The sequence below is a fragment of the Myxococcales bacterium genome (assembly GCA_016703425.1).
Lineage (GTDB): Bacteria > Myxococcota_A > Polyangia > Polyangiales > Polyangiaceae > JADJCA01.
This window is the reverse complement of the sequence record JADJCA010000029.1, coordinates 18,789-33,172: the sequence shown is the minus strand read 5'-3', so window position 1 is coordinate 33,172 and position 14,384 is coordinate 18,789. Positions and strand designations below refer to the sequence as shown.

At 68.0% G+C, this 14,384-nt stretch carries 12 protein-coding genes; 3 read left to right on the top strand and 9 right to left on the bottom strand.

What is annotated here, in order from left to right; translation table 11 throughout:
- Positions 1-66: 66 nt before the first annotated feature.
- The gene (locus IPG50_33545; GenBank protein ID MBK6697075.1) at positions 67-978 is read right to left on the bottom strand and encodes an NmrA family NAD(P)-binding protein; all 912 of its coding nucleotides are present in this window, start codon (positions 976-978) and stop codon (positions 67-69) included.
- Between the two features lie 79 nt (positions 979-1,057).
- Here IPG50_33545 and IPG50_33540 point away from each other — a divergent pair, with 79 nt between their 5' ends.
- Complete coding sequence (locus tag IPG50_33540) at positions 1,058-1,972, top strand: LysR family transcriptional regulator (GenBank protein ID MBK6697074.1); 915 nt, start codon at positions 1,058-1,060, stop codon at positions 1,970-1,972.
- Here the strand turns inward: IPG50_33540 and IPG50_33535 are convergent.
- Both IPG50_33535 and IPG50_33530 read right to left on the bottom strand, forming a co-directional pair.
- Entirely contained in the window at positions 1,969-2,454 is a 486-nt protein-coding gene (locus tag IPG50_33535; GenBank protein MBK6697073.1) for an SRPBCC domain-containing protein, read from the bottom strand. The two genes, IPG50_33540 and IPG50_33535, sit on opposite strands and share 4 nt — an antisense overlap.
- A complete protein-coding gene (locus IPG50_33530) occupies positions 2,451-2,813 on the bottom strand; it encodes a helix-turn-helix transcriptional regulator (GenBank protein MBK6697072.1) in 363 nt (120 codons plus the stop codon). Before IPG50_33530 ends, IPG50_33535 begins: the two co-directional genes overlap by 4 nt.
- 188 nt (positions 2,814-3,001) lie before the next feature.
- On the opposite strand from IPG50_33530, the gene IPG50_33525 reads away from it, so the two are divergent.
- Positions 3,002-4,195 carry a hypothetical protein gene (locus tag IPG50_33525; protein ID MBK6697071.1) on the top strand — a complete coding sequence of 398 codons (1,194 nt, stop codon included), beginning with the start codon at positions 3,002-3,004 and terminating at the stop codon, positions 4,193-4,195.
- Positions 4,196-4,267: 72 nt separating this feature from the next.
- Here IPG50_33525 and IPG50_33520 read toward each other — a convergent pair whose 3' ends face one another.
- The 6 genes from IPG50_33520 to IPG50_33495 form a co-directional block, all read right to left on the bottom strand.
- Complete coding sequence (locus tag IPG50_33520) at positions 4,268-6,142, bottom strand: hypothetical protein (GenBank protein ID MBK6697070.1); 1,875 nt, start codon at positions 6,140-6,142, stop codon at positions 4,268-4,270.
- An 88-nt stretch (positions 6,143-6,230) separates the two neighbouring features.
- Complete coding sequence (locus IPG50_33515; GenBank protein ID MBK6697069.1) at positions 6,231-6,791, bottom strand: hypothetical protein; 561 nt, start codon at positions 6,789-6,791, stop codon at positions 6,231-6,233.
- Complete coding sequence (locus IPG50_33510) at positions 6,788-7,615, bottom strand: hypothetical protein (GenBank protein ID MBK6697068.1); 828 nt, start codon at positions 7,613-7,615, stop codon at positions 6,788-6,790. Before IPG50_33510 ends, IPG50_33515 begins: the two co-directional genes overlap by 4 nt.
- On the bottom strand, positions 7,612-9,084 hold the full coding sequence (locus IPG50_33505; protein ID MBK6697067.1) for a right-handed parallel beta-helix repeat-containing protein: 1,473 nt from the start codon (positions 9,082-9,084) through the stop codon (positions 7,612-7,614). The genes IPG50_33510 and IPG50_33505 overlap by 4 nt, the downstream gene beginning before the upstream one ends.
- Entirely contained in the window at positions 9,084-10,538 is a 1,455-nt protein-coding gene (locus IPG50_33500) for a hypothetical protein (protein MBK6697066.1), read from the bottom strand. The genes IPG50_33505 and IPG50_33500 overlap by 1 nt, the downstream gene beginning before the upstream one ends.
- A gap of 117 nt (positions 10,539-10,655) precedes the next feature.
- Positions 10,656-12,755: a hypothetical protein gene (locus IPG50_33495; GenBank protein MBK6697065.1), complete on the bottom strand. Its 2,100-nt coding sequence runs from the start codon at positions 12,753-12,755 to the stop codon at positions 10,656-10,658.
- 153 nt (positions 12,756-12,908) lie between these two features.
- Between IPG50_33495 and IPG50_33490 the strand changes: the two genes are divergently transcribed.
- Positions 12,909-14,381 (top strand): protein kinase, encoded by a 1,473-nt coding sequence (locus IPG50_33490; protein ID MBK6697064.1) that lies wholly within the window; start codon positions 12,909-12,911, stop codon positions 14,379-14,381.
- The last annotated feature ends 3 nt before the right edge of the window (positions 14,382-14,384 follow it).

Sequence of the window (14,384 nt, the reverse complement as noted above, 5' to 3'; positions counted from 1 at the left end):
TGAGCCAGGACGGCTGGCGCCTATGCGGTCAGCCCCTCGTCGCCTGCGGCTTTTCGGAACGGCGCCCTAAACACCGCCGCGTGCAGCGGTCGCGGCGACGCTCTCGGCGCTGATCCGCGGATACAGACCGTTGTTCGTGGGCCCAAGGAGCGCCTGGCCACCGAAGACGCCGCGCGCGTACATGAGCGGGAGCCACGCGTACATGTTGTGTGGCTCCGCGGCGAGGCGCCGCTTGGTCTCCTGCTCGAGCTCCTCGACGGACCCGAGTCGCTCGAGCGTGAGCTTCTTTCCGTGAGCCGCTTCCCAGGTCTTCGCGAACGTGAGGACGTCCATACGATCGCCGGAGACGAAGAGTCGCTCTGGCACCTTGCGGTCGTCGGTAGCCGCCGCAGCGGTGAAGCGAGCCGTGTCTTCCCACGTCGTCCAGTCGATGCGCGTCAGGCCATCGCCCCAGTAGCGCACGATGGCCTTGTCGGCGTCGAGTAGACCGAGAAAGCCGAGCACGTAGCGATCGGTAAAGATGCCCTGCATCACGTGCACGACTTCGAAGGTCTCGGTGACGTGTTCGCGGGCCTTGGTCGCCAGCGTACGCCGCCAATCGGAGTTGATGTTGATGCCCTCGGGCAACGAAAAGACGTTGTACGAATAGTCCGACGGGATGAACCGGCGCGCGCCGGCCGCCTTCGACGCGCGGAGGAGCCCGAGCTGGGCGTCGACGATGATGTCGGGTCCGCCCTGGAGCGTCGAAACCACGGCAAAGGCGCCGCGCACCGCCCCGGCGCGGTCGGCATCGGTGGCGCTCGCGGCGTCAAACGTCCGGAGCTCGACGCCTTCTCGGGCCATGGAGGCTACGTCGGGCTTCTTCGGATCGCGCACGAGCACGCGAACGTTCACGCCCGGTTCCGAGACGAGCGCATCGACCACGAGGCGACCGAGCTTGCCGGCGCCGCCCACCACCACAACGAGTTTGTTTTGCATGCCCGTCATCGTGAGGCGCCGCGGGCGATCCGCCAATACGGGTTCTCGGCGACATATTGTCCTGTTATTCCTGACAGTCGTGGTTTCCCCGTCGGACATGCTCCTTTTTGCGGCCGTCGTTCGCGAAGGAAGCTTCACCGGCGCCGCGCGGCAGCTCGGCATCTCCAAGCAGACAACCAGCGAACGCATCGCCAAGCTCGAAGCCGAGCTCGGCGTCCGGTTGCTCGAACGCACAACACGCCGCCTGCGCGTGACCGGCGCCGGTGGCGCCTACTACGACAAGTGCGCCGCCATCTCCTCGCTCGTCGACGAGGCCAACGTCGAGGTGAAGGAACGGCAAGCGACGCCCGTCGGCCTCCTGCGCGTCTCGGCGCCCGTGCTCTACGGTCGCCGATATCTCGCGCCGGTGGTGGCGAGCTACCTCAGTCAGTACCCGGAAACGCGCGTCGAGATCGTCCTCGCGGACCGGCGCGTCGACCTCATCGAAGAGGGCTTCGACTTGGCGATTCGCATCGGGAAGCTCGACGACTCCTCGCTCGCCGCGAGGAAGCTCGGCGAGGGACACGTCTATTACCTGGCCAGTCCCGCGTTCCTGGCGAGACACCGAACGCCCAGCGTGGCGGAGCTGAGCCTTGGCCGCTGCGTGGGCACCAAGGACCACGAGACGTGGAGCGTCGCCGGTGAGTCGATCAAGATACGTCCGGCGCTGGTGGTGAACGATCTCGAAGTGCTGTGCGAGGCCGCCGTCGCCGGCGTCGGCATCGCGCGCCTTCCAGCGCTCGTTTGTCGAGACGCCGTGCTTTCGGGGCGCCTCAAGGTCCTCTTCGGCCCGTCCGCCGCGGTAAAGAGCGCGGTCTACGCGGTGTTTCCCAGCCGGCAGTACCTCGCGGCGAAGGTTCGGGTCTTCCTCGAGGCGCTCTCGTTGCTCGTGGAGCCGATGCGCCCGCTCGACCTGGACGGTCGTGGACGCGCGGCGCGCAGACCGTCGAGCTAGGAGCGCGCCATCGTCTGGAGGTAGTCGACGAGGCGCTCTTGGCTCGCTTCGATGGGGCGGGTGTAGCCCATCGCCAGGGCGGCTTCGCGCTCCGCCAGCGAGTTCCAGCGAGCGAGCATCGTGAAGCGTGTCTTCTGGCCAACCTCGTCGAGCGTGATGGTGGTGACGGAGGTGGGTGGTCCACTCGTGCGTTGGCCATGGTCCGCGTGTTGCCAGACGAGACGATGCGGTGGGGCAACCTCCACGAAGACGAAGTTCATGACGATCTCCATCCCGTTGGGGAACCGCATCACGTGTTTCCACGCGCCGCCGGGGCGGACGTCCATCTCGCAGACGGGGTTCGTCGTGCCGGGACCTCCCCACCACTCCTTGACGTGGTTTGGATCGGTCACGGCGGCCCACACGAGGGCGCGCGGCGCGTCGTAGATGCGCGTCATGACAACGGTGGGGTCTCTGGGGGCGATCTCGGTTTGCGTGCTCATCGGGTCTTCCTCTTCTTCTTGGGGTTCTGGGGCACGTCCGATTGAAGGGCGTTCAAGTAGCGGCCGAGGCTGTCTAGGTTGGTGTTCCAGAAGCGCTCGTAGCCGAGGGCCCACGCGGCGACGGCCTTGAGCGGCTCACCCTCCAGGTGGCAGTGACGAAACTGCGCCTCCTGCGTGCGCGAGATGAGCCCAGCACCCTCCAGGACCTTCAGATGCTTGGACACGGCTGCGAGGCTCATGGCGTAGGGCTTTGCGAGCTCGCCAACGGTGGCGTCACCGGTCTTGAGGCGCGCAAGAATCCCGCGGCGCGTGGCGTCAGCGAGGGCGGAGAAGGTGGCGTCGAGGCGTTCGGGTGTCATGCATTGAACCTTATGGTTATCAACCATTTGGTTAACTACAGCCCGCGTGAGGCATCGTCAAGGGCGCTCTACGTCGGGCGATGCCCACTGCGGCGGGAGAGCCTCTCGCTAAGTCAGCCTATTTTCCCACGCCCAAGCCTCACGCTGGTCCGCTGCGGCGTGGCCTATGGGTTGCTCTATGGCTCGTCATGAACCATCGCCTCCCGATCTTCGCCGCCATCCTCTCGTCCCTCCTCGCCGCGTGCGGCGAGGCCCCTCCGTCCGGTGGCTCGGACGAAGGCGCTCTTCGCGCCCCGTCGAGCGATTCGCCACACAAGTCGACGTGGGGCTACGCGGCGCCGCTGCCGCTCGCCGGAGCGCGGGACCACGCGTCATACCCGCGAGCGTTGCCACTGTCGGGCGTGGGCGTCGTGAAGGTCGACGCGGCGCCCTTCCGAGCCACGGCGATGTACCTGGGAGTCTTCGCCGGCGAGCACCTCTTCGCCTTCTCCGAACACGTGGGCCTCGGCCGCACGCCGCGCGCCGTCGAGCTTGGACACCTCGACGGCGAAAAGTTTGAGGTGCCCCTCGAGCAAAAGCCGCTCTTCACCAGCGTCGCTGGCGATGTCGCGGTGCATCGAGCGGTGGCAGCGCTCCCCGCTCCCGTGGTGGCGCGCCTCCGCAACGTGACCCCGGTACGTTGGTCCTTCGAGCCCCTCGACGGCCTCATCGCCGCTCACCCTCGCGCGAAGTTCTTCGTCGCCGGGCGCGCCATCTACAGCGGCGCGATGAAGGAGGTCCAAGCGAGGCCCGAGATCTACGGTGATCTCGCCAAGCAACTCTGGGTCGCCGCCCAGGCGGAAGCCGATGCCAACAAGGACGACCGCGCCGACGAGGCCTCGCGAGCGGGTGACGTCTTTGCCATCGCCCCGCTCGAGATTGTCGCCAAGGGCACCGTTGCTCCGCTTCGCGATCCCGACGGGCTCACGCTCGGTGATGGTGTCGCGGCGCCGTTTCTCGCGTCGCGACCCGACTGGTCGCCCGTGTCGATGGCCGCGACCTACCGCTCCATTGGGCGCATGAGCGGGAGTCCGATCGTTCTCGTCGACGACGACGTGGCCGTCGCGGTGGGCGTTCACTGGACCAAGGGCGTCGCCGAAGACCTTCGTCCCATCATGCCGCTCGTCGCGGCGACGCCGGAGCGAGCGTTTGGTCGCGTCGTCGTCCGGACCGGCAGCGACGGCACGCCCAAGTTGGCGCTCGAGCAGACGGCGCCGTTCGCCTACGCGAGCAGTCTGGCGCGCGCTGGAGAAGACATGCGAGAAGCGCTGTCGCGACCTGGCGCGGCAGACGCGGCCCCCTTGCGGGCGCTCTTCACGGCAGCCATGCGACCGACGCGGTAGCTCGCCGCGCCGCCCCGCGAGCCTCGCGAAACAAGGCGACGACGGGGGGCTCGTGTCGCCGCCGGCGGCGTCTCAGAACGACGATACCGGCGGCGGGATCGACAACGTCCCGGTGCCGACACGCGCTCCGTTTTCAAGGAAGAGCGTGTCGGCGGAAACGAAGACGCCGGGGTCCGTCCCGGACGTGGGGACCCGCTCGACCTCATGCAGCGCGGCCGTGCCCTGCGCGTGGACGCCAACGGTGTTCTTGCGGAGGGTCGAGCGCGACACGAGCACGCGCGAGTTGTCGACGACGAGCCCACCGCTGGCGCTGCCTTCGAGGAGCGAGCCGTCGATCGAGACGGCGCCGGCGTCGAGCGCCATGACAGCGTTGCCCAGACGGCCCTCGAAGGTTTCGGCGAGCGTACCCCGCACGACCGACCCTTTGAGCGAGAGTGAGCCGCCGATGGCGGCGTAGAGGCCCGCTTGGCGATTGCCAACGAAGGCGCTCGCGGCCGCCTCGACGCGACCCCCGGAGACCACGAGACCGTCGCCGTATTCACCTGACGCGATGCCCAACGTGTCGGCCACCAGGGACCGCTCAAGGCTGGCCGTGGTCCCTTCGGTCCAACACTCGAGGCCCGCTGACCGGTTGCCGACGACGGCTGAGCGGACGAGCTTCACCGTCGACTGGCTGAACTGATAGACGCCAGTGCCAAGGTTCTTGGTCGGCGCGAGTCGTTGATGCGCCACAACCGAATCCTCCAGCACGACGTCCGTGTCGGGCCGGTTGGCAGCGAGCCCGATGCCCTCGTTTTCGAGGAGCGTAAGCCGCCTGGCGTGCACGCGCCCACCGCTCACGGCGAGCCCCATGCCCGCCTTGAATCGTCCCGCGCGCGTCCGCTCAACGGTGACGTCCTCGAGCTCGAGCTCCGCGCCCGTCTCGGCGTGAAGCCCGAAGCGTGTCGCGTCGGCGGCGGCTACACGAACGAGGCGGGCGTGGCCACCTTGGTCGAGCAACAGGGATGTCCCCGAACCGTTCGCGTCGGGCGTTGTCTTGCGAAGCACGACGTCTTCCAGCGTCAGCTCGCCGCCGGCACCACCGCCGGCGACCTCCGCGCTGGTGTTCGCCGACAGTTCGCTGTCGCGAATCGCAACCGTTCCCGAGAGGAAGATCACGCCATATCCCTGGCGATCAGCCTTCTGCTTCGTGCCGCGAATCACAGAGGCTGCGACGTCGACGCTCGCGCCAGGCCCGACATCGATGGCCGACTGCGTGTTGTCCTCGAAGACGGCGTCGCGCACCGTCGTGGTTCCCGCGTCGACAGAGAGCGCCGGCGTGAACCCGGCGAGGCTCACGCCGGAGACGCCGACGTCAGCCTTTGCGCTAATCCCTACGCCGCTCCCTTCGATGTGCACGCGTGCCGCGCAACGCCCCGCGAGCGTGACGGGCTTCTTGAGAACAAGCGACTCCGCGTAAGTGCCGTCGTCGACGGCGATGACGGCGCCAGCTGGGGCCGCGGCGAGCGCAGCCGCGATGGTCCTGAAGTGCGTCGCGTCCACTGTCACCAGCGGGCCGACAAAGTGCGTGGCCCCGGCGGGAGGAAACGCGGCGTTGCAATCGCCGACGTCGACACACGACGACTCGCCGAGCTTCGCGCGCGTGGCGCCAGCGCACGCCTTCGCGACAACGGGCACGCAGCCCCAGCCGCGAGCGTCGCGGGTGAAGCCTTTGGCGCAAGTGGCGATACCGACCGGGACGCACGACGCGTCGCCAAGGAGCGGCATGGTTCCGGCGTCGCAAGACGGCGCGACCGGTGGAACGCACGACGCATCGGCGCCGGCGCTCGTGCTGGCCGGACAGCTCGCCGGCGACGCGGACGGCGTCGCAGCGGCGCTGGGAGCCCCGTTCGACGGCGATGAGCACGCTGCGAGGAGCCAAAGGGCAACGAGCCAAGGTCGGCGCATCGAGGCGTTCAAGCACCGGGCCCGGGTAGCGGCCAGTAAAATGACGCCGCCCCTGGTGACGCCAGCGTTGTGCCGACACTCGAACGCTTCACATGGTTCCACCGACGGCCATTCCGCCCCACGGCAGGACGCGCACCGAATCGGTGAAGGTCGCGAGCGGCGTCACGCCGACGCGTACGAGGACACTCGTCTTTTCCGGCACGAAGCGGTAGCCGACGAAGGCCGTGGCAGCGGGAAAGAACCCGCTCTCCGCGACCTTCGCCACGAAGACCCGAACCTCGCCGGTGTACCAAACGAGCGTGGCGCCGGCGGCAATCTCCAGCTTGTGCTCGCCGCGCCCGAACGCGATGCCCGCAAGGAGAGGCACCGTTGCGAGCGAGAAGCGGCCTCGACTGAGACCGCTCGCAGCGCCCGCTCCCAGGTACGAGCCACCGGCCCGCAGCGAGACGTCTCCGCGAAAGCGCGCCTCGTAGTTCAGCGAATAGAGGACGCCGTTGCCGAGGAGCTCGAGGAACGCCGAGTGGCGCACGCGTGGCGGCGTGGAGTCGCGCGCTACCTCGCCCTTTTGGGTCGTAACGCCGACGTCATGACGAGGGGGGCTTGGCGGTGCGAGCTGCAGCGCGAGGAGCGTGACGGCCTTGAGGATCACGGAAAGCGAACGTCCGCGTGCCCCGTGAAGGTCTGGTCGCCGTACGACGCCGTCGCGTCCACCGCGGCGCTACCGGCCGTCGCTCGGTAGGTGGAACCGCTCGGACCATAGAGAACATCGAGCGTCGTAGACGACGACCAACCGAGGTCTTCGAAGGTGACCTTCGCGTTCGGTTGCGCCTGCATGCGCACAACGCCCGCGCTTCGAATGGTGCCTGCCATCGTCATCCCGGCGAGCTTCACGTCGCACGCGAGGGTGATCGAAACGGTCGCGGCGCGAGAGGTCATCTCGTAACGAAGGCCCTCGCAGACGACTGCGTCTTTGGAGAACGAGAAGGTCCCATTGATGACGATCCCGCTGGTACCGACGGGCCTGCAGTCGACGTACGTGCACTTGTGCGCGTCGCAAGCGCAGGCGCCGCCGGCGACGACCTCGTTCGGCGCCGCCGATTGGACCGGCGATTCTGGGAGCGGAGCGACCAGGTCCGCTGATGCCGATGGTCCCGCCGTCGCCGACGGCGCGGCCGGCGACGGCGGAGTGATGGCCGGGGCAGGTGCCGGCTTCGAGCCCACGAGCACGATGCTCTGAGCCTGGATGGCGCCCGCGACGAGACGTTCGAGACCGCCGGCAGCGTCGTTCTGGCGTGCCGCGCGAAAGACTCCGCCAAGCACGCTCTCGCTGCTCACCTTCGCCTTGTTCACATCCACCGCGCCCGGCCGCTCGGCAGCGTCGCCACCGCTGCACGCCATCAGCGTCGACGCAACGAAGAGCGCCAAGACCGAGATGCCGCGGCCCCGACACCGCCCGGAACGAGTGGCCTTCATGACGACCTCCCCGTGCGAGAAGAGCGACGACGACCAAGGATGAGCGCGCCGACAAGGACGAGAACTCCCCCGACGTCGCGGCGCTTGTTTGCCTGCATGGCACACGAGAACGTGACGGGCTCCGGTGCGGCGCCGCCGCCGCCTCCTCCTGCGTCCGCGCCAACGCCGCCACCAGCGTCCATGACAGTACCGCCACCGTCTGCTCCGGGCGAAATCGCCGCCGCGTCAGCGCCGGGTTGACCGCCGCCGCCGCCGCCGTCGCCCGGCGGCTCGCCTCCCGTCCCCCCACCGCCCCCGAGCTCAAAGGCGCCGATGTCCGGCACAGCCACCGCGGCGCGCCCCTCTCTGCTTGCAGCATGCACATACTGAAATACGGGCGTGAGCGACACGCCGCTGGCCGTGACCCCGGCGGCCACGGCCTTGTCCACGCAGGGAGAGCCGGGCAGAAGATGGAAGTCGAAGGTCGCCGCGTTGGCGAACATCGCCGCCCCGGTGAAGTTGCCGTCGCGGACGGCGCCAGCCTGGTTCACGAGCGTCCCGCCGCCAACGAAGACGTTGTTCCTCACGACCGCCGGCGCCGCGCCCCCTGCCACATCGATGAACGTCCCCGAGCCGAGGTTGTTCACGAAGGTGTTGTGGACCACGTAGAGGTCCTTGCCTGCGTTCGAGAGGCCCTCGGCGCCGTAAGACACGAGCGACGGGTTTTCCGTGCCGGCGCCCTGCTCGATGATGTTCCCAAGGATGACCGTGGTGCCGCCGTTGGGGACGTCGATGGAGTAGCTGGCCGTGCCGTCGCTCTCGTCGGAGATGCGGTTGTAGAGAATGTAGTTCTCGCGGGCGCGGGTCTTCACTTCGTGACCGCTCCTCGCGCTGTGCGAGTAGCTGAACTGAAGCGTGAACTTCGTCACGTTCGCCGAGAGGTACATGTTGTGGGCGCAACCCGAGGTGTCGGTGCAGTTGCCGTTGCGCGCGAACTCCGAGTGCTCGATGAGCACGACGCCAGCGCCGCCCAGGATGCCTTCTTGGTTGTCGTGGAACGAGCAACCGCGAATCGTCACGTTGCTGCCTTCAAGGCGCAGGCCCGCACCGTTCAGGTCCGGCACCGCTGCACCGGTAAACTCGATGTTCTCGATGACTGTGTCGTCACCGCCCACGACCCAGATGGCCTTCCCTTGCGCGCTTTGCCCCGCTGCATCGATCTTGGCGCGTCCCCCAACGCCGCGAATCGTGAGCTTGTCGGTGGACCATCCGCACACGTCACCGTCGTAGGTCCCCGCAGCGTCGATTTCGACGACGTCACCGGGGCTCGCGGCGGCGATGGCGGCACACGGCTTCGCGTACGTCTTGCCGGGACCTACGGCACGCGTCGCCGCGGAGGCGGGATGGGCCGCGAGAAGCGTTGCGAGGGCGCTGCCGACGGCGACGCCGGCGACCACGAAGGGAGAGACAGACGACTTGCTGATGCGCATCACCTCTCCCCCTTTCGCGTCGTGCGACGCCGAGTGAAGAACGCCGCGCAAGCCAGCCCAAAGACGGCGACCATGCCAAGGCTGCTCTTCGCGCTGCCAGGTGCAACACCGCACGCAAGGACGACACCGGGGCCCGCACCGTCACCGGCGTCACCGCCGCTGGAGCCGCCACCACCTGCGCCCGCATCGACGGGACCGCCACCGGTCGTCGCGTCGGGCGAGCCTGCGTCCGCGACGCCAGACACGCCGCCGTCAGCGGCGGGCGGCGCGGGCGGCATTCCCGCGTCTGCCGCAGTGGCGGGAGGCGGAGAAGGAGGTGTTCCCGGCGGCGGTGGCGGCGGCTGAGGCACGCCGGTGCCGTTCGAGAGTCGGTAGACGAAGACATTGTCGTCGACGCTGTTGACGAGGACGTAGACGTTCTTCGCCGGCGAGTAGCGGAAGCGCCCGAAGGTGCCCTTCTCCTGGGCAGTCGTTGGCACGACGGTGCCGGCGGCAGCGACCTTCGTCCACGTCTTGGTGGGCAAGTCGAGCGTGAAGACCTCCGAGCCGCCCTTCCAACCGACGAGCCTCTTCACGCTGCTGTCCCACGCAAGGCCTGGATTGATGGCGGCTTCGATGTCTTTCGGCCCCGTCGTCACGAGCGTCGTGCGCGCGCCGGTGTTGAGGTTCCACGCCCACGCCGCACCGGCGCCGACGGCGACCATCGTCTTCGAGACGGGATCGATGGCCGCCGTCAGGTAGTAGTCGTACGCGAGGTCCGAGTTGTCGCCGGGCTTCACGTTGTAGGTGTTGGCGGCAGCGTCGAGCCACGCGAGGGCGGTCGCGGCCTGGTACGAGGGTGTGTAGCCCGTGCCCTTGCCCCACATGAAGCCCGTCGATTCGTCGACCGCTGTGATGGTGCCGAGGCCGCCGGACGTCGTGTCGACCATGCGCCTCCACTTGTTCGTTTGGAAGCTGAAGCAGTTGGTGGGCGCCGGGTCGGAGTTGCCGATGCCCCACATCGCGTTGACACCGAAGCCACAGAACGAGTCGATGCTCGGAACGTATTGCACCGAGTTGTACGTGTGGCTCGACGACGGAATGCCGGGCGCCGCGTACGGGACATTGTCGGGCGGCGTTGGCGTGGGGTCCGTGAGCCGCGACCACGCGAGCGCGTTCAGGTCGAACGCGTAGAGCTCGTTGCCGCCGTAGTCGCGATGCCCGCCGCCCCACACGATGAGTCGATCACGGGCCGTGTCGTAGCCTCCACCGCTCCACGCCTCCATGATCCCCGCGATGCCCGACACGCCGCTGTAGCCGCAGTTTCTCGCCGGACAGGGGTCAATGGCGCGCAACTTGGAGTTTGGAATCTCGTACCAGTGACCAGGAGCGAGCGTGTCGATAGGCCCGGCGAGCACGCGTCCTGCGAAGAGCGAGAGCGTGGCCGTGAGCGAAAGGGCGACGAGCTTGTGCATGAGAGTGTCCTCCAGGTTCTTGTCGAGTGAAGAGCCATGGCGCTCGCCCTCGCGACGGACGATGCGCGGTGTCGTTGACGGCGCCGGCGCCGGAGCTAGCGAGTCCGGCGCGGTCGCTCAGAGCTGCGAGTTGCGAGGGACGACGCCCAAGGGCGCGTTCTGTCCCCAGTCGGCTCCGAGGTATTCCTGCCAGTTGCTGGCGCCGCGCAGCCGACTGAAGGCGGCCTGCGCGCCCGGTGCGCCGTGGTCAACGGCGTGCGAGAGGGCCGGCAACATGTTGCCCCAGTAGTTCGTCGACGCCCATGAGGGCTCGAAGCCGAGCGTGTTGGTGCACGGCGTCGTGCCAAAGTTCAGCCGGTAGATGTCGCCCCAGTTGGTGAGCTGCTGACTCAGGTCCGAGATGGCCGCGGGGGCGAGGATGAGGCGGGATTTTCCCGCTTGCGCGAAGCAGTAGCTGCTCGACGAGCCATCGCCCAGCATGCCAACGGGGAGCCGGTACACGTAGTCGCGAAGTCGGTTCCAGTCGGTCATGTCGGCGAGCGGTTCGAGATCGCTCAGGTGACCGATGCTCTGCACTAGGAAGTTCGCTTGCCAGGCTCCGAGGGTGGCGGGGCCGTAGAGGTTCAGGTCGTCTACGTAGACGAGGCCCGTGACGCTCGTCGGCCTCAATTGAGCGGAAGCGAGAAGCGCGGCGCCGTTCTTTTGAACGAGCTCCCGATAATCGTCGGTCACTCCGTCACCGGTCGGACCGATGGCGGCGAGTTGCCCAACGGTACGCAACGACCAGGCCGAGCCGCGCGTCTGCCCACGAAGCTGGCGCGACGTGCCGTAGCCGGTCGACGTCGATTGCACGAGATACACCGTCGACGCTTGGTGCTGCATCGTCTCGAGAAACACGTATTCCCCGGTGATGAGGTAGGCGAGGTAGCCCCCGCTCGGATGGTGGGCCACTTCCCAGTAGAGGCCGCCAAGCTCGACCCCCACTCCGTTCTCCCCACCTTGATCGGGACCATTCACCGTCCAGTGCGCTCGCCCCGACGGGCGCGTCGGCAGCGAATCGGCGGAGTCGCGCCAGACCACCGGAAAGCTGGCGAGCGCCTTTCCGTTGGCCACGACAGAACGAAACGCCCGCGGGTCCGCGTCGGACATGACATAGAGCGCGTCGTGGTTCGGCAGAAGGCCGATCTGCTCTTGGTAGCCCGTGTCAGACATGTGGCGCGAGAACTCTCCGGAGCTCATGGGCTCGTAGGTCTGCGTGAGAGCGTCGAGCTTGCTCGCATCGGCCTTCTTCGTGCGCCAGTAGTTCGGCACGAGGCGCGTGTCGCGGAGGTAGACGGTGTCGTGCCGCGGCGTCACCTCGGGATCGATGCCGAGCCACTTCTCGGCCACCCAGCGCGAGTGAGCGGTGTGAGCGATCGGCTTCGCCGGAAGCGCCGCTGCGCCTCCGATGATGACACTCGGCGTGTAGTTGAGATCGGGGCTCGGTGCATCAAGCCACCCGTTCTCGACGATGACGCGCACGAACGTCGCACCGCCGCGGTGGAGGCGCACGTGAAAGCTCACGAGGAGCGCGCCCGCACGACCGGTGTAGTGACACTCGGCCGCTTGATCGCCACTCAGCCAAGTTCGAGTCGGCTTCGCGAGCAAAGGCGTGAGCGACACGGTGCCGTTGGCGCCGAGCGACACGGTAGCCGTCGGTGCGGCCAACGCGATGTCGTTGCACGTCAAAGGATTGGTGACCGCGTAACTTCCGGCGATCACGTTCAGTCGCTTCGCAGAGCCAGCCGTGAGCGTCGTTGTTCCCGTCACGATGGCGTGTTTCGCGCTGCCGTCAGGCCAGCGTCGCTTCACCTCCACCTGCGCATCGGGCGTATCGAGCGCGAAGGTGCTCGGCACATCGCCCTTCTTGAAGGCGATCCCGAACGAGAAGGGCAACGTGCCCGACTTCGGCGACGAGAGGTCGACCCACGTCGCGGCCTTGAGCGACCCCGACGGATCGATGGTTCCAGGAGCGCCGCCGGTGCCGCTGTCGGTAGGCGCCGCAGCGTCGCCGGCGTCCACGGCAGCGGCTCCCGCGTCTTCCGTACCACCGGCGCCGCCACCACCTGCGCCGCCGTCGCTCCCGAAACCGACAGGCACAAGGGTGCACGCCATGAGCGGCAACGCGAGGAACGGAAGGACGTGCGGACGCATCACTTGGGGTGGGCGGCTGTGCATGCTCGCCCTCCAAGCAAGTCATCGGCCGCGGCGCACACGGCAGCTTTCAGCGCTATTTCCCGCGTTCACGGCCCGCTCCGGCAGGCCGCAAGCCTCCATGGATGTCTCTAGCCTGCCAGTCGCCACGGCCACCGCGTGGTAGCCTCGCTGCCCGTGGATCTCGGTCCCGAACTCCGCTCGTTGCCAACCGTCGGCGAGACCGTTGACCGCTATCGCATCGTGGCCCGCATCGGCCTCGGCGGGATGGCCGTGGTCTACGCCGTTAGGCGCTCCTCCATCGGCGGCTTCGAGAAGCTCCTGGCCATGAAGGTCATGTTGCCGAACCTCGCGCTCGACGCGCGCTTCGTAAACATGTTCCTCGACGAGGCGCGCATCGCGTCGCACATCCAGCACAAGAACGTCGTCGAGGTGCTCGACGTTGGCACCTGGAATGAGCTGCCGTTTCTCGTGATGGAACTCTTGTCGGGTCGAAGCTTCTCGCACCTCCTATCGGCACTCGGCGACACACCAGACGCGCGCGTTCCTGTCGCCTTGGCGGTCCTCGCGCAGGCCGCCGAAGGGCTTCATGCAGCGCACGAAGCGCTCGGCGCCGACGGCCGTTCGCTGGACGTTGTTCACCGAGACGTGAGCCCGCAGAACATCTTTGTCACGACCGACGGAGAGGTGAAGGTCGTCGACTTCGGCGTGGCCGCGGCGCGCGGGCGCCTCAGCGACACGCGCACCGGCGAGCTCAAGGGCAAACTTCGCTACCTCGCGCCTGAACAAGTGACGCTCGCCCACCCGCTAACGCGAGCCGCCGACATTTGGTCGCTTGGCGTCGTCGCTTGGGAGGCGTTCACCGGCCGCCGGTTGTTCACGGAGGCCAACGAAGCGACGGCGCTCTGGAACATCGTCGAAGCGCCCATCGAAGACGTGGCGGCCCTCGCGCCATCGCTCCCGGCGGCCTGCGCCGCCATGGTTCGCCGTTGCCTCGAGCGTGATCCGGCGCGACGCCCGAAGTCGGCGCAAGAGATCGGCGCCGTCTTCGCGAAAGGCGCGCGCGACTTAGCGGGCCCCGGGGGCGTCGACCTCGCTGGCGCCCTCGCGAATCGCTTTGGCGACGCGCTCGCGAGAGAGCGGACCATGTTCGCCGATGTTGCGCGCGACGTCGCAGCGCTCGATGGCGGCGCCGACGCGGAAGGCGACGCCTCGGGAACGGACGCGGCCAAGGCCGACGCGCTCGTGCCGGCAGCTCGCACGGCGCTCACGACGGTTACCGAGGTCGATACGCCGCGAAGCCAAGGAGAGAAGACATCGCGCCGCGGCGTCGTGACCCTGCTCGTCGCTGCGGCGACGGCGACGTTCGCGGCGGTGGTCGCGTTTCGAGGCTCGACCGCGCCTGCGGCGAGTGCGCCCGCGAGCCCGGCGACTCCGGCGAGCACCGAAGCGAAGACGTCGCCGAAGCCCGACGCGCTCCCCGACGAGGACGCGGCGCTGAAGGCGACGTCCGCGCCGCCGTCCTTACTGGCCGCCTCGCCATCTGCGTCCGCCACGACGCGCTCCCGGTCTCCATCGCCCATCAGGCGCGGCCCCAAACCGGCATCGTCCGCGCCGATGAGCAACCCCCTCATCAAGAACCCGTTTTGAGCC

Excerpts from the sequence above, each read along its gene's own strand:
- IPG50_33545 (MBK6697075.1), bottom strand. The coding sequence starts at position 978 with ATGCAAAACAAACTCGTTGTGGTGGTGGGCGGCGCCGGCAAGCTCGGT.
- IPG50_33530 (MBK6697072.1), bottom strand. The coding sequence starts at position 2,813 with ATGACACCCGAACGCCTCGACGCCACCTTCTCCGCCCTCGCTGACGCC.
- IPG50_33520 (MBK6697070.1), bottom strand. The coding sequence starts at position 6,142 with ATGCGCCGACCTTGGCTCGTTGCCCTTTGGCTCCTCGCAGCGTGCTCA.
- IPG50_33505 (MBK6697067.1), bottom strand. The coding sequence starts at position 9,084 with ATGCGCATCAGCAAGTCGTCTGTCTCTCCCTTCGTGGTCGCCGGCGTC.
- IPG50_33510 (MBK6697068.1), bottom strand. The coding sequence starts at position 7,615 with ATGAAGGCCACTCGTTCCGGGCGGTGTCGGGGCCGCGGCATCTCGGTC.
- IPG50_33525 (MBK6697071.1), top strand. The coding sequence starts at position 3,002 with ATGAACCATCGCCTCCCGATCTTCGCCGCCATCCTCTCGTCCCTCCTC.
- IPG50_33495 (MBK6697065.1), bottom strand. The coding sequence starts at position 12,755 with ATGCACAGCCGCCCACCCCAAGTGATGCGTCCGCACGTCCTTCCGTTC.
- IPG50_33500 (MBK6697066.1), bottom strand. The coding sequence starts at position 10,538 with ATGCACAAGCTCGTCGCCCTTTCGCTCACGGCCACGCTCTCGCTCTTC.
- IPG50_33535 (MBK6697073.1), bottom strand. The coding sequence starts at position 2,454 with ATGAGCACGCAAACCGAGATCGCCCCCAGAGACCCCACCGTTGTCATG.